Raw genomic sequence first — 20,486 nt, 5'->3', positions numbered from 1 at the left:
TGTAGAACATGGGTTCATTATTTCGTACGGCTGAGCGGGCGCGTTCGCAGACTCGACAACGCGGGGTCGAGCGGACACTGCCGGGGTCGATCTACCGGGCCGTCGCGATCGTCACCGTCACGATCATCGCCGTTGCGCTGTCGTACGGGGCGATCTCCGCGGTCTCCGGCTTCGCCTGGTGGCAGACTCTGCTGTTGGCGATGTTCGCACTCGGCGGTGCTGCGGAATTCACTTTCGTCGGCGTCATCGCCGCCGGAGGTGCCCCGATCCTCGCCGTTCTGGCAGGACTCCTCGTCAACTCCCGCAACTTCGCCTTCGGCGTCGCCGTCGGCCCCTTCTTCCCTCAGGACTGGCGGGCCCTCATCGCCTCTCACTGGATCAATGACGAGTCCACGGCGATTTCGCGCATGGGACAGAATGATCGAGCGAAATGGCACGCCTTCCTGCTCATGGGGGCTGCGATCGCGCTCATGTGGCCCAGCGGCGCCATGGCCGGGCAGTGGCTCGGCAATGTCATCGATGCTGACATGCTCGGCCTCGACGCGGCGTTCCCGATCATTCTCTTCTGCCTCATCCGCGGTGACCTGAAAAATCGTGTGACGCTGTCTCTCACTCTCGCCGGCATCATCGTCGCCGTGTGCCTCACCCCGGTGCTGCCGCTCGGCCTGGGCGCGGTGACGTCGCTGTCCGTCTTCGTCTTCGTCGCCGCAGGATGGGCGGTGCGGTCGATGCGCCGTCGCCGTGGGACTCACCATGAGGCTCAACATGAGACTCGGGACAGGTTGATGACTGGCACGGCAGATGTGGGCCACTCCGCAGGCCGGCACGATGCCGAACGCAGCGAACCGGGTCATCACGGATCGGGCCTCCACGGATCGGACCATTCGAGCGCAGCGGGGGAGGACCGTCGATGAACGCAGGAAGCTTTCTCATCGCCTTGGCGGCACTGAGCATCGGAACGTATCTCATGCGCTTCGCCGGGGTGAAACTCGGAGCCGCGATCGCCACGAAGGGGCGTCGACGCACCCCGGCGACCGCCTCGGTGGGGGTGGACGGATCCAGTGCAGACGCAGGCTCCGGCGCCGTCGGAGGTTCCGGAGTCGAGGCGGAGCATCGGACCGAGGTGGCAGCCGGTGGCGCCGTCGACGAACCTGCCGACTCGACCGAACGCGTGACCAAGTGGATGGACCGCGCCACGGTCGTGCTCATCGGCGCGGTGTTCGCGACGACCGCGGTCTTCGACGGCAAGGACATTGCGGATCCGGCCCGCCTCATCGGCGTCGGAGTCGGTGTTCTCGCGGCGATCGTGCGCGTGCCGATGCTGCTGGCGGTTCTCATCGGCATGGCCGTGTGCGCGGTCATCCGTATGACCGGGATCCTCTGAGATCACCCCGGCAGGCTGGGTCGCCGGTTCCTTGCTGCCCTGGCCCCCGCGCAGGTACTGCCCTGGCCCCCGCGCAGGTACTGCCCTGGCCACCGCGCAGACCAGCGTCCCCGCATCCACGCGTGCGCGTTCCCCACGGGCGAGCCCGTCTCCCCGCTGAAAGCCAGGTGGGGCTGAGAGCCCGGTGGGACGCGGATGGGCACTTGCCCAGGATCCGCCGCCGGGTCCTGCCCCGTCGCGGCGCGGTTGCTAGGCTGTACAGATGCAATACATCGCGGGCTTTCAGCAGCTGATCTTTCTCGCCCTGACGGTGGCCGCATTCGTCGTCCAGCTGTGGGCGTTCATCGACTGCCTCCGCTTCAAGGACGAGAACTACCGCGCCGTGGACAAACAGAGCAAGAAGTTCTGGGTCATCCTCCTCGGCGTCGGACTCGCGCTCGCCATCATCGCACTGCCCCCGATGGGCATGAGCATGATCTTCCTCAACATCATCGCCCTGGTCGCCGGCCTCGTGTACCTCACCGACGTGCGCCCGAAGGTCCGCGCCGTCGACCCGCGCTACCGCAAGCGGTGAGCACGCTTTTCAGACGAGCCCACTGTCCCGATGAACCCACTTCCCTGAAGAGCGCACTTTCCACATGAGCACAGACCTCAACGTTCCGGGCCCCGAGTCCGGCTTCATCGCCACGTTCGGCACCGGCGAACCGCACACCCTCTTCGGCCACGGATTCGCCGGCGCGATCCGCGACACCCGCCCGTTCGGCACCGGCATCACCGGCACCCGCCACTTCCTCCACCTGCCCGGACACGGCGGCCGCCCCTCACCCGGTCCCGGTTGGAACTACCCGCAGATCGCCGAGGTGCTCGCAGAAGCCGTCGAGACCACCTCGGCGAGCCGTGCTCTGGGCGTTTCGATGTCCGCAGGAGGGCTGCTCCACCTGCTGAGCATCGCCCACCCCGCGATCCGCGATCTCGAAAAGATCGCGCTCGTCCTCCCCGCCTCCTTCACCGGATTCCCCGCCGAGGTGGCCGCCGCCAACCGCTCCCACCTGGAGAGACTGCGTGGTCTGGTCGCCGACGAGGACATCGACGGCATCGTCGAACTCATGCTCTCCCGCGAACCCGCCGAGGTGGCCCAGATGCTTCCCGCGCGGGCGTGGACGAAGGCGAAGGCCGAGAACCTCGTCCACACGGACATGTCCGACGGACTCGGGCTCGCCCTCGAGATCGCCGTCGACGATACGGCTGAGTCCGCCGAGAATCTGCGCAGCTTCCCCGGCGAGGTCCTCGTCCTCACCCATGAGGACGATCCCGCGCACCCCGTCGCCATCGCCGAGGCGGTCCACGAGGCCATCCCGAGCTCCCGACTCGAGGTGCTGCCGGCCGGGTCGATCCTCTGGCGCGGACGTCACGAAGTCCGCCGCATCCTCGGCGAGTTCTTCGGTTAGGCACCGGTCAGCCGTCGTTGGCTAGACTGTCGTCGTGCGTATCAGTGTCCTCTCCCTCCACACCTCACCCGCGGCCCAGCCGGGTCAGGGCGATGCCGGGGGGATGAACGTCTACGTCGACCAGTCCGTGCGCGCGTTCGCCGCCGCCGGCCACCGCGTCGACGTCTTCACCGCTGATCCGGGCGGACTCGACGGAACTGGCGCGAACGCCGGCGCGACCGATGGCACTGGGACTGCCGGCAGGACGATGGAGATCTCCGAGTCGATCACCCTCCACCACCTCCCGGTCGGCGCGTCGACGAAGGACGAGCTCGCCGATGCCATCGACGAACTCGCGCAGCTGCTTCTCGCTCACCCTGACTATCGGGCCGCCGAGTTCATCTGGACCCACTATTGGATTTCCGCCGAGGCGGCCCTGCGCGTCCGTGAGATCACCGCCGACCCGTCGGTCGGCGGTCCTCTCACCGCAGGCTCGCTCACTGCCGCCGGCCCGCTCACCGGCGCTGACCCGTCGGCCCAGTCCGCCCCCGGCGGGTCCGTCGCCGAGTATCTTCGTGCGCCCATCGCGGTGAGCATGCACACGATCGGTGCCGTGAAGAACCGCGATTCCGAGACCAGCCACGAGCGCCCCCAACGATTGGAAGCCGAAGAGCGGATCGCCGCCGAAGCGGACCTGCTCGTGGCGGCGACACCCGTCGAACGTCGTGACCTCATCACCGAACTCCGTGCCGACCCCGATTCTGTCGTCGTCGCCCGCCCCGGCGTCGACCACACCCTCTACACGCCGGGCGCGAAGTCGGCGGCACGGCAGAGGCTCGGCTTCACCGATGACGAAGCCATCGTCCTCTACGTCGGACGGATGCAGTTCATCAAGGGCACGGACGTCGCCGTCGACGCCCTCGCCGACCTGCGAGAACGCGACCCGCACCTGGCATCACGGACCCGTGGGATCCTCCTCGGTGCAGCGTCCGGTGCCGATACCGGAGTCGGAACCCGTTCGGCTCTTCCGCGAGAAGGCAGTGCCTCCTCGTCCTATCTGCGCGAACTGACCTCGGCGATCGCGGCCGAACCCAGCGTCGAGATCCGTCCGCCGGTACCCTCGCGGGTCCTCGTCGACTACTACCGGGCCGCGGATGTGCTCATCGTGCCCTCCCGCAGCGAATCCTTCGGACTCGTCGCCGCCGAAGCCGCGGCCTCAGGACTGCCGGCGATCGCCTCAGCGGTCGGCGGTCTGCCCGAAATCGTCGAACACGGCCATTCGGGCCTGCTCATCGCCGACCACAACCCGCACCACTGGGCCACGGCCATCGAAACCCTGCTGCACGACGAGATTCTGCGCACCGAACTTGCCGAGCACGCCGTCCAGCGCGCCGATCGCTTTGACTGGGGCCGCACCGTCTCAACCGTCCTCGACGCGCTGCCCCGTACGGCCGGCGCAGCGCAGCGGCAATCCGAAGCCCTCGGAGCAAGCTGAAGGACTAGGGGCAGGCTGAGGGCCCGGGAGCAAGCTGAAGGCACGGGGGCGCAGGCTGAAGGACTAGAGTCGGCGGTGAGCATGAAAGCCGAACGAGAGGCGTGAGAGCATGACCACCGACACCGAGGCGATTCTTGCGGGTGTGCGCACTTGGGCCGAGGACAACGACGTTCCCGTCGACTCGGTGGAGGACACAGAGATCGTCGTCACCCTGCCGGGCGAGAAGAAGCTCAAGACGAACGTCGCCATCAGCGTCTTCGCGCGCACCGCACATCTGCAGGCCTTCGTCATCCGCCACCCGGATGAGAACGCCGCCGAATTCAACCGATGGCTGCTGCAGAAGAATCTCAAGCCCGGTCCGGTGGCGTTCGCGATCGACAGCCTCGGCGATGTGTACCTGCGGGCGAGCGTGCCCAGGGAGCATCTGCTCGACGAACTCGACGCTCTGCTCGGAGCGATGCTCTCCACTGCCGACTCGTCCTTCAACGAACTCCTCCTCATCGGATTCCTCACCGGGATGAAGAAGGAATGGGCTTGGCGAGTCGCCCGCGGAGAGTCGACCCGGAACCTCGCCGCCTTCGAAAGCGTACTCAGCGGCGACGACAACGAATTCCTCGGCACCTTCGGCGACGGCGAGACAGACCATCCCGAAGTGGTGCGACCTGAGACTGCGGTTGAAGCGGGGAGCCCGCAGGCGGCTGCGCGGGCTCGCCTCAATCGAGGGGGAGCTTGAGCCCTTCATGGCTGGCGACATAGCCGAGCCGGGAATAGAACCGCTGCGCATCGGTGCGTGACCGGTCGGTCGTCAGCTGGGCGAGGCCCGCCCCGAAACGACGACCGCACTCATGCGCCCATGTGAACACCGCAGTGCCGAGCCCGATTCCCTGCGCCGCGGCACCGACTCGCACCGCTTCGATCTGCAGTCGCAGAGTGCCGCGCCGCGAAAGGCTCGGCAGAAGACTCAGCTGCAGCGTCCCGACCACATCGGATTCCTCTGTGACGGCGACGAGCAGCTGATTGGGGTCGGCTGCGATGAGGGCGAAGGCACGATAGTACGCGGCAGCATCCTCGGTGGTCGTTGTCTCGGTACTCGTATCTGCGGCATCTGAGCCCGAAGCGCCCGTTCCATCGGCTGTCGAGACCTCTGCCTCACGCTTTGCCCCGAGCGCGTCGTCACGCAGCAGAGCGACGAGCGCGGGCACATCGGATTCGCCGGCCCGACGGACGGTGAACGTCCGTCCCCCTGCCTCCAGGGTCTCGGGACTGAAACCGTCGAACCCTCTGCTCGGTGCCGCCTCGGCGCTCATCGGGTCGACCCGGCACCCGTGGCCGCAGTGTCGCGTGCGATGTGGTCGACGGGAGGCTTGCCGTAGGGGCGGCGAGCGAAGATCGAGGCGAGCAGCGCGCCGGAGACGTTGTGCCACACGCTGAAGACAGCGCCGGGCAGGGCCGCCAGCGGCGAGAAGTACGTCGTGGCCAGAGTCGAGGCGAGCCCGGAGTTCTGCAGTCCGACCTCGAAGGACAGCGCTCGACGCGTCGGGGTGTCGAGACGGCAGGCCGCCGCGACCCCGTAGCCGACGCCCAGTCCGAGCAGGTTGTGCGTGACCACTGCCAACAGCACGAGCACTCCGGCGGTGGCGATCGACCCGGCCGAACCTGCCACGACGATGGAGACGATGTAGGCGATGGCGATCGACGCCAACCACGGCAGCACCGGTGAGATCTTGTCGACGAACTTCGAGGCGAACACACGCACGATGACGCCGACGATGACGGGCACGAGCACCGTCTGGCAGATCGAGACGAACATCGACCAGAACGGCACATCCATGTACGACCCTGCCAGCCACAGAGTCAGCAGCGGGGTGAGCACGGGCGCGAGCAGCGTCGACAGTGTGGTGATCGACACCGACAGCGCAGTATCGCCCTTGGCCAGATACGTCACGACATTCGACGCCGTGCCGCCCGGAGCGCAGCCGACGAGGATGACGCCGACGGCGATCTCCGTCGGCAGAGAGTAGACGGTGACGACCAGGAGACCGAGCAGAGGCATCGCCACGAACTGGGTGACGACGCCGAGCACCGCGATCCACGGACGCTTCGCGATCCGGGTGAAGTCCGGCAGCGTCAGCGTCAGCCCCATGAAGAACATGACCACGCCGAGTGCCCAGGTGATCGACGGGGCCAGGGGAGTGAAGGCGTCCGGAAGGAGGAATCCGAGGACTCCGGCGATGACCACGAGGACCGGCAGAGCTGTGACGGCGATGATCGAGCTGCGATCCGCGGCGGGCGCGGTGCCGTTCGTCGAGGATGTGTGTGCTGGTGCGTCTGGCATGCGCTCAGGCTACTCCAGGCGTCTTGTGACTCGAGACACTGCGCCAATTGCTGAGACGATCAGGTGGGTGCAGGAGGCGCCGGTGGACGGTCGTGCCAAAATGGTGCCATGACGCATAACCTCATCCTGCTGCGCCACGGCGAGAGCGAATGGAACCAGAAGAATCTGTTCACCGGATGGGTCGACGTGACCCTGACCGAGAAGGGCCGCGCCGAAGGTCAGCGCGCCGGTGAGCTTCTGCGCGAAAAGGGACTCATCCCCGATGTCGTGCACACTTCGCGGCTCAAGCGCGCGATCCTCACCGCGAACCTCGCGCTCGAGGCCGCCGACCTCTCCTGGCTCGACGTCCACCGCAGCTGGCGACTCAACGAGCGCCACTACGGTGCGCTGCAGGGCAAGAACAAGAAGGAGATCCGCGAGGAGTTCGGCGAAGAGCAGTTCATGACCTGGCGCCGGTCCTTCGACACCCCGCCTCCGGCGCTGGCCGACAGCTCGGAATTCTCGCAGGCCGGTGAGGCGCGGTACGCGAACCTCGGCGCTTCGATGCCCCGCACCGAATGCCTCGCCGACGTCATCGACCGTCTCCTGCCCTACTGGTACGACGTCCTCGTCCCCGAACTCACCGTCGGCAAGACTGTGCTCGTCGCCGCTCACGGCAACTCGCTGCGCGCGCTGGTCAAGCACCTCGACGGAATCTCCGATGCCGATATCACCGGGCTCAACATCCCCACCGGCATCCCGCTGCACTACGAACTGACCGAGGACTTCACTCCGGTCACGCCCGGCGGCACCTACCTCGACCCCGAGGCGGCCGCAGCGGCCATCGGCCAGGTCGCCAACCAGGGGCGCTGAGTCCTATATGGATACGCTCAGCACTTCACGGCGCTGAGCCCCTCACGAAGCTGAGCCCTTCACGAAGGCACTGGGCTGAGCCCTTCATGAAGACGATGATCGCCGAGGCGGCACGTCCGCCTCGGCGATCGTCTTCATCTCCCTGAGCAGGAGCCCGATCGCCGGTGAGGCCGACATCGACTGCCTCCACACGAGGTGGATGGTACGGGCGATGGACGGATCGTCCAAGGGGACGTGCATGACATCCTCGGGCAGGTGCGGACGCCCCAACCTGGGCACCAGCGCGAGCGCACCCATGGCGCGAACGAATTCGATCTGAGTGTCATACTCGTAGGCCAGATAATCGATCCGCGGCTCTGCGTCGAGGTCGACGAACAGGGCCTTCAGCCACCGATGGCAGACGCCGTTGTGCGGGGCGGAGACGAACACCTCGTCGACGAGGTCACGCCGCCCCAGCTCGGCTCGATCCGCCAGGTGATGGTCCTGGCTCATGATGATGTCTGCTCGGTCAACGGCGATGAGCTCCGAATTCACCGTCGACGGCAGGCGCAGAGACGAGCCGTTCCAATCGAAGACCAACGCGGCGTCGATGCGCCCGGCCGTGACCATCTCGAGCAGCTCATCCGGCTCCTCCTCGGTATTCGACACCGTGAGCTCCGGAGCCGAGTCGCGCAATCGCGGCAGCGCCGGCACCAGCAGTCCGCGGATTCCCGTGGAGAAGCCGCCGACCGTGATCCGTCCCCGCGGCACCCCTGACCGGGCGCGGAGGTCGGTCTCCAGACTCTCGAGGTCAGCGAGCAGTCCTGCGCCGCGTCGACTGAGCTCGCGCCCGATCGGGGTCAGGGCGATGCCCCGCCCGATCCGCTCGGTCACCGGCGTTCCGAGCAGGCGCGAGAGCTTCTGCAGCTGATGGCTCACCGCGGCCGGCGTATAGCCGAGGGACTCAGCCGCGGTCGTCACCGAGCCGAGCGAATCCAAAGCGACGAGAGTGCGTAGTGCGACGATATCAATCATGAAATAATCGTAAAGAGTCGACGCAAAGACTTTCAATGGATATTTGATTGCCGGGCTGAAATGCTTGTCCTATGCGCACCGTTCACTACCTGCTCGCACTGCTCGTCGTCGTGCTCTGGGGAGTCAACTTCGTCTTCATCGACTTCGGGCTCCAGGACTGGCCGCCGCTGCTCCTGGCCGCCGCCCGCTTCACTTTCGTCGTGCTCCCGGCGATCTTCTTCGTCCGGTTCCCGCGCGGCTCCTTCCGCCGCATACTCTTCATCGGTGTGTTCATGTCGGCCGGGCAGTTCGCACTGCTCTACACATCCATGGCCCTCGGACTGCCGGCCGGGCTGACCTCGATCGTCATTCAGATTCAGGCGGCATTCACGGTCGTGGTCGCTGCCGTGGCCCTGCGGGAGTTCCCGGCCCGACGGCAGATCATCGGCATCCTCATCGGGCTGACCGGCCTGCTCGTGATCGGGCTGAGTCTCCAATCCGATGTGCCAGTGCTCGCCTTCGTCGTGGCTCTCGGCGCCGCCCTGTCGTGGTCGATCGGCAACGTCGCCGCCCGCGGAGTCAAAGACGGAATCAACGGCGTGCAGATGACCGTGTGGTCAGCGATCGTCGTTCCCCTCCCGCTGCTGGGCCTGTCGCTGCTCTTCGACGGGCCCACCGCAGTCGCCCACGCGCTCACGCATCCCACCTGGGGAGTCGTGGCCTCGGTCGTCTACACGGCCGGCGTGGCCTCGCTCGTCGGCTACGTCATCTGGAATTCTCTGCTGGCCCGCTTCCCGGCCTCCCAGGTAGCTCCGTTCACTCTGCTCGTTCCGGTCGTCGGAGTCCTCTCGGCGTGGGTGGTCCTCGGCGACCGGCCGACGGTCCCGGAGATCATCGGGGGTGTGCTCCTCCTCTTCGGAGTGGCCGTGACGACCGGTGTGCTCAAGGCCATTGCACGAGGAGCCTCGCGCAGGGCCAGGGGCGCCCGCATCGGCCGGCGCCGGAGGGTGGTTGTCAGTGAGGAGCCTGAGCGGGCGGCGCGCACCGGTGCGCGCTGATGATGTCGGATGATCGCGCTGGTGCTGGTGCTGGTGCTGGTGCTGGTGCTGGTGCGAGTGCTGGGGCCGCAGTGCGCTGACGGGCTCGGCACGGAGTCCGAGCTCGGCGCGGAGTCGGAAAGTGCGACAGACGACGATCGCCGAGGTGGATGAACCACCTCGGCGATCGTCATCTGTCTGTGCGGACTGTCGTCACTTCTTCGACAGGTGCGGCTCCCAGTTTCCGGTGAGCAGATATTCGACCTTCTGCGACACCGAAACGGCATGGTCGCCGAAGCGCTCGTAGTAGCGGGAGAGCAGCGTGACATCGGCGATGTGGCGAGGTGCCAGAGTCCCGGCAGGGGCCTCGGCCAGCTTGGAGAACACGCTCAGGTGCAGCTCGTCGAGCTCTTCGTCGATGGCGTTGATCGTGGGCACATCGGCCAGGCCGGGATTCGACAGCAGCCGCTGCGTCGCCTCGGCGATCTTCTCTCCGGACTCGCCCATGCGGGAGAACGTCGATTCGAAGGGGTCGGGAATCGCAGATTCCGGGTAGCGGATGCGCACCTGCTGCGCGATGTGACGGGCGAGGTCGCCCATGCGCTCCAGCGAAGCCGACATCCGCAGGGCACCGATGACGGCGCGCAGATCGGCGGCCACCGGAGCCTGCAGGGCCAGAATCTCGGCGGACTGCTGGTCGAGAGTGAACTGCATATTGTCGATGACGACATCGGCCTCGATAACCTGTTCAGCCAGCTCGAGGTCATTCGAATGCAGCGCCTGATTGGCCAGACGGATCGCCTCGAGGGCCTTGGTGGACATACCGACCAGCTGTGTGGCCAGATCGTCCAGTTCGTTTCTGAAGACTTCGCGCATTGGCGGCGGTTCCTTACTTTCGGTCGTACGAGGTGTTCCTCATAGGGACATCGTGTTCCTCAACGGGACATCAGCGGGTGTGCATACCCGATCTGCGCCTTCGGGCCCGCGCCCGAAAGCGCGTGGATTCGCATGGGGGAGCGCAGGCACACAGACGTCAGCATCGCATGATCGGGTGAACGTCGCCAGACGGGAAGGTGAATTCCTCGGCAAATACGGCGTGCGGAAGTGAATTCGGTGCGCCGACCTGATGGACAGCACCTAAGCTTGAGGCTGTGGATCTCTTAGTAGTGGCGGTCCTGACCGGCGTCGTCGGTCTGGGCCTGGGTATAGCGGGCATCCTTGCGTTCCGGTTCAGCGAACGCTCCCGTGATGCTGCCGATCTGCACTCAGAAGACGACCTGCCCGAAGGCATCGCTGAGGTTCTCGCCGTACTGCCCTCGGCCGCGATCGTCATCGACGCGGGCGACGACGTCGTCAAAGCCTCGCCCGCCGCCTATACGTTCGGCCTGGTCAGAGGTCATTCGCTGGCCTCTCCTGAGATGCTGCGTGTCGTCGGCCGGGTCCGCGCCCGCGGCCTCATCGAAGAGATCGACCTCGAGCAGAAGCGGGAAGCCTCCGATTCCGTCCTCCGCTACCTCCACGCCCGCGTCGCTCCCTTGGGCACCTCGTTCGTCCTCGTCCTCTGCGATGATCAGACGGAATCCAAACGCGTCGACGCCGTGCGTCGGGACTTCGTCGCCAACGTCTCCCACGAGCTCAAGACCCCGATCGGTGCGATGGCACTCCTCGCAGAGGCGGTCACCGACTTCGCCGACGACCCGGCCGCAGTCGAGCGCTTCGGCAGTCGGATGCAGCGCGAATCGAAGCGGCTGACCCAGCTGGTGCAGGAGATCATCGATCTCTCCCGCGTCCAGGACCACGCCGCGCCGGCGACCACGGAGAAGATCTCCGCCGCCGAGGTGGTCGACGATGCCGCCGACCGTGCCCGCACGCGCGCCGAAGGCAAGAACATCCACATCGAACTCTCTCCGCCGCAGGATCTGCTCATCGAGGGCAACTACGAGCTGCTCGTCAACGCCGTGCGCAACCTCATCGACAACGCCATCAACTACTCTCCCGACGGAACCCGAGTCGGGGTCGGAGTCAGCCTCGTCGACGAACGCGTCGAGATCGCCGTGACCGACCAGGGCATCGGGATGAGCGCGCAGGACACCGAACGCGTCTTCGAACGCTTCTACCGGGTGGATCCGGCACGATCACGGATCACCGGCGGCACGGGACTGGGCCTGAGCATCGTCAAGCACATCATCGCCACACACGGCGGCGAAGTGCGGGTGTGGAGCCAGCTCGGCAAGGGATCGACCTTCACGATCGTGCTCCCGCTGGCCGGTACCGCGCCCGAGCATGCCGCCAGCGATTCGGCACCGGAAGGGGTGCTCATCGAGCATTCCGCGAATCCGAGTGAGACCGCCCCGCCGACGGACGGCGATGATGCTGACTCGACAGACGCCGCGAACCGCGGAACCGCCTCGGCGGCGGACGGCGATGATGCTGACTCGGCGAATGACGCGAACCGCGGAACCGCCTCGGCGAATGACGCTGCTGTGGGACGCGATGAGGACCGTGAGGACATCTCGGCCGAGGCCGGAGATAATGGAGGCGGCGGCGACGTCGCCCGAGCCGGGAAATCCGGCTCGCCCGAAGATCAGACCGATGAAAGCGAACAAAGGAAGCTCACAACGTGACTCGTATTCTGCTTGTCGAGGACGAGGATTCGTTCTCGGACCCGCTGTCGTACCTGCTCGGTAAGGAAGGGTACGAGGTGACGGTCGCCGACGACGGACTCAAGGCTCTGGCAGAGTTCGACCGCAACGGTGCCGACCTGGTCCTGCTCGATCTCATGCTTCCCGGCGCCTCCGGCACCGAAGTGTGCCGCGAGCTGCGTGCGAAGTCGAATGTGCCGATCATCATGCTCACGGCCAAGGACTCGGAGATCGATAAGGTCGTGGGACTCGAACTCGGCGCCGACGACTACGTCACGAAGCCGTATTCTTCGCGGGAGCTGCTCGCCCGCGTGCGTGCGGTGCTGCGGCGCAACGTCGAGACCGAGGACTTCGAGGACGAATCCGTGCTCGAGGCCGGGGGAGTGCGCATCGACGTCGAACGGCATGTCGTGTCCGTGCGCGGTGAAGAGCTGTCGATGCCGCTCAAGGAATTCGAGCTGCTCGAGATCCTCGTGCGCAATTCCGGGCGCGTGATGACCCGCGGCCAGCTCATCGACCGGATCTGGGGCGAGGACTACGTCGGCGATACGAAGACCCTCGACGTCCACGTCAAGCGTCTGCGCGCGAAGGTCGAGGAGAACCCCTCCGAGCCGCGGCTGCTCACCACGGTGCGCGGGCTCGGGTACAAATTCGAAGCCTGAGGCAGTCAGCTGCGGGCGGGTCGGTGTGCCGAGTCCCCGCAACCGCCGCGGTGTGAAAGAACGCGGGTGAATGCGAAAGGAGCCGCTCACATGGTGTGAGCGGCTCCTTTCAGCGTTCGCGAAGGGGGATTCAGCCGTTGGCGGTGCCGGTTCCTTCGGTGGCGCCCTCAGTGGCGTCAGTGCTTTCGCTGGGCACGTTCGACGGCGACTCCGACGGCACATACTCCTCGTAGTAGGGGAGCACGTCGGTGAGGAGCTGAGTCTCGATCGTCTTCTCTTCGCCGCCGACCTTGACGGTCACATCGACGAGGTCACCGGGCTCGGCTTTGAGGTCGTCGACCGTGACGACATCCTTGGTCGACGTGGACGGACTCTTCGGGTCCTGGACGAAGGTATCGCCGGCCTTGACCGATTCGCTCACCGAGGTGCCTGCGACATCGAGAGACACCTCGGCGGTGTCCTCACCCTGATTGATGAGCGTGAAGAAGAGCTGCGCAGGTCCCTTGCCGGACTCATCCATGATGAGCATGAGCCCACGGACTTCGACGTCACCGACGGTGCCCCAGGCTCCGTCGCCGCCGTTGTAGCGGTACTCGGCAGTCTGGTGGGGAGACAGCAAGCTTGCACATCCGCTGACGGGGATAACGAGAGCGAGTGCGGCAACGGCGAGAGCCGCGCGGTTGTGCCGTTTCATTATGCTCCTTGAAGTGGCAATACAAGATCAGTCTGTATACTACCCGGTTTTTGACCTCCTGTAGAACCGGATCTCATCGTCGGGTGAAACCGGAACTCATCGTCCGACGAAGGGACGGGCGAAACATATTCGGGCGTGCACGGGAACTGTTGGCTGCGTCTGGGTAAGGGGGTCGGGCGTGGCGCGGGTGGCGCGAATCGAGTTCATTGGAAGTTCATTCCCTGCCCGGTCTCGGAGCCTGTGGCTAGTCGACCTTGGCGGCAATGGGCCCGATGCCGATGTTTCCGCTGGTGGCCCCGTCAGCAAGGGTGCTTTTTGGTGGTTGTCGCGATCGGCAGGAGGCGGAGCCTAGCATGAAGATTCATTACCCTGAACGATTTCTGTGGCGAGCCTCATGGTAAACTGGGATTCCGCGAAAGGGGTTTGAAGAGAATATGAGTTTCCAGGTCGGCGACACTGTTGTCTATCCACATCACGGTGCAGCGACAATCCAAGAAATCAAGAAGCGAACCATCAAAGGTGAGGAGAAACTGTACCTCAAGCTCCAAGTCGCCCATGGTGATCTTGTGATCGAAGTTCCGGCAGAGAACTGCGATCTGGTCGGTGTGAGAGATGTCGTCGGCGAAGAAGGTGTGGAAAAGGTCTTCAACGTCCTCCGCGCAGAATTCGTCGAAGAACCCGCGAACTGGTCACGCCGCTACAAGGCGAACCTCGAGAAGCTGCAGTCCGGTGACGTCATCAAGGTCGCCGAAGTCGTCCGAGATCTCTGGCGTCGCGAGCAGGACCGTGGCCTGTCGACCGGCGAGAAGCGCATGCTCTCGAAGGCTCGGCAGATCCTCGTCTCCGAACTCGCACTGGCCGAGAAGAAGGAAGAGTCCGAAGCAGAAGCCCTGCTGGACGAAGTGCTCGCGTCCTGAGCACCTGTGTCATCATCCCGGCCGCAGGGTTGGGATCTCGTCTGGGCGGCGGTGAGCCGAAGGCATTCGCCTATGTGCATGGGCGGAGTATTCTGACCCGCAGTCTCGAGACGATCATCTCCTCGGGAGTTGCCTCCACAATCGTGGTGGCCGCTCCCGAGGATTTTCTTTTCCGCGCACGCGAGGAAATCGACGCAGTCACAAAGAAATGGGAATGCGAGATTTCAATTACAGCCGTAGCAGGTGGTTCTGATCGTGCAGAATCAGTGCAAATAGCCTTGAAGCATATCGGCGACGCCGAATACGTGCTCATCCATGACGCGGCGCGATGCCTCACCCCTCCTGAGGTGTTCGTGCGAGTGGTCGCTGCGGTGCGTTCCGGCGCCGAGGCGGTCGTCCCCGTTCTGCCCATGATCGACACCGTCCGTCGGGCGGTTGCTGACCCAGCGGTGGGTGCGGAACCGGAAGTCCTCCGCGGCGACCTCGACCGCTCGCTCCTGCGACGGGTGCAGACCCCTCAAGGCTTCCGTGCCGCCACCCTTGTGCGCGCCCACGCACAGCACCGAGTCGACGGCGAACCCGCCACCGACGATGCCGGTCTCGTCGAACGCCTCGGCACCGACGTCGTGGCCGTCGACGGCCACGAAGAGGCGCTGAAGATCACCTATCCGTTCGACCTCATCCTCGGCGAGCAACTGGCTCGGATGCATGACGAGATGGATGCCTGCAAGGCTGCGCGCGATGCGGACGGTGCGGGCAGCGATGCGCGAACAGACGACAGAGGAGCCCCGCGATGACTGCGATCATTCCCCGCACCGGAATCGGTGTCGACGTCCATGCCTTCTCCTCCGACCCGGGACGCGAACTCTGGATCGCCGGGCTGCTGTGGCCGGGACAGCCGGGACTCGAGGGGCACTCGGACTCCGATGTCGTAGCCCACGCCTGCTGCGATGCGCTGTTCTCCGCCGCGGGCCTCGGTGACCTCGGCGAACACTTCGGCGTCGACCGACCGGAATTCGCCGGCGCTGCAGGTTCCGATCTGTTCACCGAGGCGGCCCGCACCGTTCGCGCAGCAGGCTTCGAGATCGGAAACATCGCCGTCCAGGTCATCGGCAACCGCCCGAAGATCGGCACTCGTCGCGCCGAGGCACAGCAGGTCCTGTCCGCGGCCGCCGGAGCTCCGGTGTCCGTCTCGGGCACAACCTCCGACAGGCTCGGCCTGACAGGACGCGGCGAAGGGATCGCGGCCATCGCCAACGCCCTCGTCTACCCGAGTTGACGTCTACCCGAGCTGAAAGGGACAGGTAACCGATGAGAGTCCTCTTCCAAGGAGCCGGTGCCATCAGCCTCGCCGGGGCCGCACTCTTCACCGACTCCCACGACGTCGCCGTCGTCTCCCGCACAGGGAAGGATGAACCACGTGCTGCGTATCCGCGTCGGGTGAGCAGACTCGACCCGACTGACTCGAACGACTCACATGGCGACTGCGGAGCTGCCAGGCGCGACCCGGGACTGACGCCCGAGTCCACTGCGCGCACGCCCGGGACCTCAGAGCGGCCCGTGAATCGGGAATGGACCGTGACCCGGGTGGCGGCGACTCGGCGCGTGACGATCACCGATTGGAACAGCGCCCTTGAAGCCGGTCCGTGGGACCTCATCATCCTCTCCACCAGGCCGGGCGATCTTGACTCTGCGACCGCCTCGGCGATTCGGGAGATCTCACCGACTTACCTTGCGATCACCAGCCAGGTCGACGGTGACCTTGAGCGTGCACAGACGGAATTCCCCGACACCGAGGCGGTCATCTTCGCCCCCGCGTTCCTGTCCGAACGGCTCGAGCCTGGAACGGTCCCGCACGGACGAGAGGTCAGCTACTGGGCACCCCTTTGTGCGCCGCGTTTCCTCGTCGCGGGGCGAGGGGGCACAGTGCGGTCGCTCGTGACGGGTCTCGGGCGTCTCATCGTGCCGGTTCCACTCGCCGCGGTTCTGATGCCCCCTGCGGTGTTCATCCCCTTCGTCGCAGAGCTGAGCATCCGAGGTGGTGACTGGGCCGCGCTGAAGACACACCTCGAGCGTCCATCGAGGGCCGCCGCCGAAGCGGTTCAGTCCCGTCTCGGCGTGCGACTTCCAGTGTTCCGCAGGCTGGCGAGAGGCGTGCTCGAGGTATTGGAAGCGATCGTGCCGATCGATATCACAGACTATGCGGGCAGGCATTTCGCCCGCCACAGCGGGCAGACTCTCGACATGCTGGCCGGTTGGGCCGCGACGAAGCGGCCGACACCGGTGCTGGACGAACAGATCGCGTCACTGAACGCACTGCGGTAAGTCGGCTGCGCCTCGGCGGCGGGGCTCTGACGATCGGTGTGCGCGGGATACCCGGCCACGGCGTCGCCTCTTGGCCTGGCGTCGGCTGCCCGACAGCGGGGTCACACGTTCGCGGCGGGACTCAGACCTTTGCGGTCGGGTTCCGTTTCGTGACGATGATGCCCACGACATAGAGCGCAGCGACGAAGATGAGCGTGCCGACGATCTGGAAGCGCACGGATTCGACGGTGAGGCCGAGCCCGATGATCACGGCGATGCCGGCGAGCGTGACATACGACAGCCACGGGTAGCCCCACATCTTCAGCGGCAGGCGATCTCCGGTCGCCTCGGCGCGACGACGCAGCACGATCTGCGAGACCAGGGTCGCGACCCACGTGACGATGAGCGTGGAGCCGACGATGTTGAGCAGGACCCCGAGCACCTCGGCGGCCCAGAAGTAGTTGAGCGCCACGGCCACGAAACCGAACGCCGAGGTGGCCAGCACCGCAGCCACGGGCACGCCGCGACGACTGGCACGGCCGAGTCCGCGGGGCAGCATGGACCGCTGCGACATCGAGAATGCCATCCGGGACGCCCCGTAGATGTTCGCGTTCATCGACGACAGCAGCGCGATGATGATGACGGCGGCGAGCAGGGAGGCGATGAACGGCAGGCCCGCGGTTTCGAGCACTGCCACGAACGGCGACTCGGCCAGGCGCTCATCCGTCCACGGCAGAACGAGGACGATGATGGCCACGGAGCCGATGTAGAGGAAGAGGATGCGCCACACGATCGTCTTGATCGCCTGGCTCACGCTGCGCTCGGGGTTCGCAGTCTCGGCAGCGGCGACGGCGACGATCTCGATGCCGCCGAAGGCGAAGGCGACGACGAGCAGGCCCGCGGCGATGCCGGAGATCCCGGTCGGCATGAACCCGTCGGCGAAGATCTGCGCGGGCGGTTCCGCAGGCGTCCACCCCACGAGGTAGGCGATGCCGAGGACGACGAACAGGACGACGAAGGCGACCTTGATGAGTGAGAACCAGAACTCGAACTCACCGAAGCTGCCGGAGGTGGTGAGGTTGATGGCGGTGAAGATGAGCATGATCGCCAAGGCGATGACCCACTGCGGGATCGCCGGAACGTAGGAGGCGGCGATCTGTGCGGCAGCAGTGGCCTCAGCGGCGACGACGAGGCACAGCTGCACCCACCACAGGGCACCCACGGCGAACGCTGCGGCAGGCCCCATGGCCTTGCCCGCATAGTGCGAGAAGGCACCCGGATTCGGGTCGGCGGCGACGAGCTCGCCCAAGGCCCGCATGACGAAGATGACGATGAGGCCGGCGACGACATAGGAGATGAGCACGGCGGGCCCGGCCGCCTGGACTCCCGCGCCGGAGCCGACGAAGAGACCGGCACCGATCGCCGAACCGAGACTCATCATCACCAGATGCCGCGGTTTCATCCCCACCTTGAGGCCGGACGAGGTGACGGCGGAACCGCCGGCGGACGCGGCTGCGTCGGCGGGCTGCGAAGACTGTGAATCAGGCACGCGATGAGTCTAGCCGTCGGTATGCGGACACGCAGAAGCGGGTCGCGGGTCCCCGCACGCGCAGAAGCGGGTGGCAGGTCCCCAGGCAGGCAGAAGCGGGTCGCCGCCCACTGTGGGACGTGCGACCCGCTTCGTCGTGACTTCGACCGGCAGTGCCGGCCAGGCTCAGTCCGGCAGTGCCGGCCAGGCTCAGTCCGGCCGCTCCGGTTTCAGCGGCTCAGCGGCTTAGCTGCTCAGCGGCCTACCGGCAGCGCCGGGCCCTGCGGTTCAGTGGCCGCGTTTGAGCCAGTCGTCGAGCGCCGGGCGCTCGGCGCCGATCGACGTCGAATCGCCATGCCCGGTGAGCACGACGGTCGCCTCGGGCAGCGGGAAGAGCACATCGCGGATCGATTCGATGATCGTCTCGAAGCTCGAGTACGACCGCCCGGTGGCGCCGGGGCCGCCGTTGAACAGCGTGTCACCGGAGAACAGCACCGGACCGACGGCCCGACCGGCCCCCGCCGACACAGGTGCCGGCAGACCGGTTTCGACGAAGAAGCACGTCGAACCGGGGGAGTGGCCGGGGGTATGCAGCGCCTTGAGCGTGACACCGCCGACGGTCCAGGTGTCGCCGTGGGCGATCTGCCCGTCTGGACGGTAGCTGTCGTACGTCATGTCCCACAGCACGTAGTCATCCGGGTTGAGGTAGACGGTGGGATTGCCGACGCGCTGGGCGAAGTCGCGGACGACTCCGACGTGATCATCGTGACCGTGCGTGAGCAGAACGGCTTTGACGTCTCTGGATCCGACCGCCTCGGCGATGGCATCGACATCATGGGCGGGGTCGATGACGATGACCTCGGAATCGTCGCCGATGATCCACACGTTGTTGTCCACGTCGTGCGTCTCACCGTCGAGGGAGAACGTGCCCGACGTGACGAGATGTTCAATAGCTGTCATCAGAATTCCACCACCGATCGCAGTACCTTGCCCTGGCCCATCTTCTCAAACGCCTCCTCGACGTCGCCGAGTCCGATGCGTTCGGTGACGAACTTCTCCAGCGGGAAGCGTCCCTGCTGGTAGAGGTCGACGAGCATCGGGAAGTCGCGGTCCGGCAGGCAGTCGCCGTACCACGAGGACTTGAGCTTGCCGCCGCGGCCGAACACGTCGAGCAGCGGAACGGTCAGCTCCATCTCCGGGGTGGGCACGCCGACGAGCACGACGGTGCCCGCGAGATCGCGGCCGTAGAAGGCCTGACGCCAGGTCGCCGGAAGTCCGACGGCGTCGATGACGACATCGGCGCCGAAGCCGCCCGTGCGCTCCTGGATCGCGGCGACGACCTCGTCCTCGCTCATGCCCTTGGTGCTCACCGTGTGGGTGGCACCGAGATCCTTCGCCCAGTCGAGCTTCTTCTCATCGATGTCGAGGGCGATGATCGTTCCGGCACCAGCCAGGGCCGAACCGGCGATCGCCGCACAGCCGACACCGCCGGCGCCGATCACGGCCACGGTCTTGCCGCGGGTGACCTCACCGGTGTTGATGGCGGCGCCGATTCCGGCCATCATGCCGCAGCCGAGCAGACCGACGACGGCAGGATCGGATTCGGGGACCTTCGTGCACTGACCGGCGGCCACCAGCGTCTTCTCGGCGAACGAGCCGATGCCCAGTGCGGCCTCGAGCTCAGTGCCGTCGGGCAGAGTCATCTTCTGCGAAGCGTTGTGCGTGGCGAAGCAGTACCAGGGCTCACCGCGCTTGCATGCGCGGCATTCGCCGCAGATCGCACGCCAGTTGAGGATGACGAAGTCGCCGACCTCGACGTTCGTCACGCCGTCGCCGATCTCGGAGACGACTCCGGCGGACTCGTGGCCGAGCAGGAACGGGTAGTCATCGCTGATTCCGCCCTCGCGGTAGTGGAAGTCCGTGTGGCAGACTCCGCACGACTTCACGTCGACGATGACCTCGCCCGGTCCCGGATCGGGGATGACGATGTCAGTGAGTTCGACGGGTGCTCCCTTGCTGCGGGAGATGACGCCTTTGACTGTCTGTGGCATTGCGTCTCCTTCATGTCTTCGACGATGGGCCGCCGAGGCGTTCGGTGCCTGAGGTGGACCGTGCTCGGTGCCCGAAGCGGACCGAGTGCACCCCGGGATGGGGTGCTCACAGTCCCCACCCTAACCAAGCCGACCGACGTCGACCAGGCCGGTCCGAGAAATCGG

Annotated in this window: 23 protein-coding genes; 15 read left to right on the top strand and 8 right to left on the bottom strand. The window is 66.0% G+C overall.

The window, feature by feature from the left end; all coding sequences use genetic code 11:
* Positions 1 to 8 precede the first annotated feature (8 nt).
* The 6 genes from L1F31_RS15580 (at position 9) to L1F31_RS15555 (ending at position 5,039) form a co-directional block, all read left to right on the top strand.
* Positions 9 to 914 (top strand): AzlC family ABC transporter permease, encoded by a 906-nt coding sequence (locus L1F31_RS15580; RefSeq protein WP_265418145.1) that lies wholly within the window; start codon positions 9 to 11, stop codon positions 912 to 914.
* On the top strand, positions 911 to 1,384 hold the full coding sequence (locus L1F31_RS15575) for an AzlD domain-containing protein (RefSeq protein WP_265418144.1): 474 nt from the start codon (positions 911 to 913) through the stop codon (positions 1,382 to 1,384). Before L1F31_RS15580 ends, L1F31_RS15575 begins: the two co-directional genes overlap by 4 nt.
* A gap of 262 nt (positions 1,385 to 1,646) precedes the next feature.
* On the top strand, positions 1,647 to 1,958 hold the full coding sequence (locus L1F31_RS15570; protein WP_265418143.1) for a DUF2516 family protein: 312 nt from the start codon (positions 1,647 to 1,649) through the stop codon (positions 1,956 to 1,958).
* A 64-nt stretch (positions 1,959 to 2,022) separates the two neighbouring features.
* Complete coding sequence (locus tag L1F31_RS15565; RefSeq protein ID WP_265418142.1) at positions 2,023 to 2,832, top strand: alpha/beta fold hydrolase; 810 nt, start codon at positions 2,023 to 2,025, stop codon at positions 2,830 to 2,832.
* A 34-nt stretch (positions 2,833 to 2,866) separates the two neighbouring features.
* Positions 2,867 to 4,306, top strand: a complete 1,440-nt coding sequence (locus tag L1F31_RS15560; RefSeq protein WP_265418141.1) for a glycosyltransferase — start codon at positions 2,867 to 2,869, stop codon at positions 4,304 to 4,306.
* A 109-nt stretch (positions 4,307 to 4,415) separates the two neighbouring features.
* The gene (locus tag L1F31_RS15555; protein WP_265418140.1) at positions 4,416 to 5,039 is read left to right on the top strand and encodes a YbjN domain-containing protein; all 624 of its coding nucleotides are present in this window, start codon (positions 4,416 to 4,418) and stop codon (positions 5,037 to 5,039) included.
* Here the strand turns inward: L1F31_RS15555 and L1F31_RS15550 are convergent.
* Together L1F31_RS15550 and L1F31_RS15545 are read right to left on the bottom strand one after the other, a co-directional pair.
* Positions 5,020 to 5,613: a GNAT family N-acetyltransferase gene (locus L1F31_RS15550; protein ID WP_265418139.1), complete on the bottom strand. Its 594-nt coding sequence runs from the start codon at positions 5,611 to 5,613 to the stop codon at positions 5,020 to 5,022. The genes L1F31_RS15555 and L1F31_RS15550 overlap by 20 nt on opposite strands.
* On the bottom strand, positions 5,610 to 6,641 hold the full coding sequence (locus L1F31_RS15545; protein ID WP_265418138.1) for a bile acid:sodium symporter family protein: 1,032 nt from the start codon (positions 6,639 to 6,641) through the stop codon (positions 5,610 to 5,612). Before L1F31_RS15545 ends, L1F31_RS15550 begins: the two co-directional genes overlap by 4 nt.
* Positions 6,642 to 6,749: 108 nt before the next feature.
* Between L1F31_RS15545 and L1F31_RS15540 the strand changes: the two genes are divergently transcribed.
* Complete coding sequence (locus tag L1F31_RS15540) at positions 6,750 to 7,493, top strand: phosphoglyceromutase (RefSeq protein ID WP_265418137.1); 744 nt, start codon at positions 6,750 to 6,752, stop codon at positions 7,491 to 7,493.
* 84 nt (positions 7,494 to 7,577) lie between these two features.
* Here L1F31_RS15540 and L1F31_RS15535 read toward each other — a convergent pair whose 3' ends face one another.
* On the bottom strand, positions 7,578 to 8,507 hold the full coding sequence (locus L1F31_RS15535; protein ID WP_265418136.1) for a LysR family transcriptional regulator: 930 nt from the start codon (positions 8,505 to 8,507) through the stop codon (positions 7,578 to 7,580).
* Between the two features lie 71 nt (positions 8,508 to 8,578).
* Between L1F31_RS15535 and L1F31_RS15530 the strand changes: the two genes are divergently transcribed.
* The gene (locus tag L1F31_RS15530; RefSeq protein ID WP_265418135.1) at positions 8,579 to 9,544 is read left to right on the top strand and encodes an EamA family transporter; all 966 of its coding nucleotides are present in this window, start codon (positions 8,579 to 8,581) and stop codon (positions 9,542 to 9,544) included.
* 9 nt (positions 9,545 to 9,553) lie between these two features.
* Positions 9,554 to 9,697 (top strand): hypothetical protein, encoded by a 144-nt coding sequence (locus L1F31_RS15525; protein ID WP_265418134.1) that lies wholly within the window; start codon positions 9,554 to 9,556, stop codon positions 9,695 to 9,697.
* 39 nt (positions 9,698 to 9,736) lie between these two features.
* On the opposite strand, the gene phoU is transcribed toward L1F31_RS15525, so the two are convergent.
* The gene (phoU, locus tag L1F31_RS15520; RefSeq protein WP_265418133.1) at positions 9,737 to 10,399 is read right to left on the bottom strand and encodes a phosphate signaling complex protein PhoU; all 663 of its coding nucleotides are present in this window, start codon (positions 10,397 to 10,399) and stop codon (positions 9,737 to 9,739) included.
* Between the two features lie 275 nt (positions 10,400 to 10,674).
* On the opposite strand from phoU, the gene L1F31_RS15515 reads away from it, so the two are divergent.
* Positions 10,675 to 12,147 carry a sensor histidine kinase gene (locus tag L1F31_RS15515; RefSeq protein WP_265418132.1) on the top strand — a complete coding sequence of 491 codons (1,473 nt, stop codon included), beginning with the start codon at positions 10,675 to 10,677 and terminating at the stop codon, positions 12,145 to 12,147.
* Positions 12,144 to 12,827 (top strand): response regulator transcription factor, encoded by a 684-nt coding sequence (locus tag L1F31_RS15510; RefSeq protein WP_265418131.1) that lies wholly within the window; start codon positions 12,144 to 12,146, stop codon positions 12,825 to 12,827. Before L1F31_RS15515 ends, L1F31_RS15510 begins: the two co-directional genes overlap by 4 nt.
* Positions 12,828 to 12,957: 130 nt before the next feature.
* Here the strand turns inward: L1F31_RS15510 and L1F31_RS15505 are convergent, their stop codons facing one another.
* Entirely contained in the window at positions 12,958 to 13,521 is a 564-nt protein-coding gene (locus tag L1F31_RS15505) for a hypothetical protein (RefSeq protein WP_265418130.1), read from the bottom strand.
* 434 nt (positions 13,522 to 13,955) lie between these two features.
* Here L1F31_RS15505 and L1F31_RS15500 point away from each other — a divergent pair, with 434 nt between their 5' ends.
* The 4 genes from L1F31_RS15500 to L1F31_RS15485 are packed head-to-tail and all read left to right on the top strand — an operon-like array spanning position 13,956 to position 16,763.
* Entirely contained in the window at positions 13,956 to 14,438 is a 483-nt protein-coding gene (locus L1F31_RS15500; protein WP_265418129.1) for a CarD family transcriptional regulator, read from the top strand.
* A 29-nt stretch (positions 14,439 to 14,467) separates the two neighbouring features.
* Positions 14,468 to 15,235 carry an IspD/TarI family cytidylyltransferase gene (locus tag L1F31_RS15495; protein WP_265418127.1) on the top strand — a complete coding sequence of 256 codons (768 nt, stop codon included), beginning with the start codon at positions 14,468 to 14,470 and terminating at the stop codon, positions 15,233 to 15,235.
* On the top strand, positions 15,232 to 15,717 hold the full coding sequence (gene ispF / locus L1F31_RS15490; protein WP_265418126.1) for a 2-C-methyl-D-erythritol 2,4-cyclodiphosphate synthase: 486 nt from the start codon (positions 15,232 to 15,234) through the stop codon (positions 15,715 to 15,717). Before L1F31_RS15495 ends, ispF begins: the two co-directional genes overlap by 4 nt.
* 32 nt (positions 15,718 to 15,749) lie before the next feature.
* Positions 15,750 to 16,763 carry a hypothetical protein gene (locus L1F31_RS15485; RefSeq protein WP_265418125.1) on the top strand — a complete coding sequence of 338 codons (1,014 nt, stop codon included), beginning with the start codon at positions 15,750 to 15,752 and terminating at the stop codon, positions 16,761 to 16,763.
* A 121-nt stretch (positions 16,764 to 16,884) separates the two neighbouring features.
* Here the strand turns inward: L1F31_RS15485 and L1F31_RS15480 are convergent, their stop codons facing one another.
* The 3 genes from L1F31_RS15480 to L1F31_RS15470 all read right to left on the bottom strand — a co-directional run bounded on the left by L1F31_RS15480 (position 16,885) and on the right by L1F31_RS15470 (position 20,321).
* Positions 16,885 to 18,204: an amino acid permease gene (locus tag L1F31_RS15480; protein WP_429860971.1), complete on the bottom strand. Its 1,320-nt coding sequence runs from the start codon at positions 18,202 to 18,204 to the stop codon at positions 16,885 to 16,887.
* 354 nt (positions 18,205 to 18,558) lie between these two features.
* On the bottom strand, positions 18,559 to 19,230 hold the full coding sequence (locus L1F31_RS15475) for an MBL fold metallo-hydrolase (protein ID WP_265418123.1): 672 nt from the start codon (positions 19,228 to 19,230) through the stop codon (positions 18,559 to 18,561).
* A complete protein-coding gene (locus L1F31_RS15470; RefSeq protein WP_265418122.1) occupies positions 19,230 to 20,321 on the bottom strand; it encodes an S-(hydroxymethyl)mycothiol dehydrogenase in 1,092 nt (363 codons plus the stop codon). Before L1F31_RS15470 ends, L1F31_RS15475 begins: the two co-directional genes overlap by 1 nt.
* Between the last annotated feature and the right edge of the window lie 165 nt (positions 20,322 to 20,486).

Origin of the sequence: Brevibacterium spongiae (assembly GCF_026168515.1) — a bacterium.
Classification (GTDB): domain Bacteria; phylum Actinomycetota; class Actinomycetes; order Actinomycetales; family Brevibacteriaceae; genus Brevibacterium; species Brevibacterium spongiae.
This window is presented reverse-complemented; position numbering and strand designations above follow the sequence as displayed.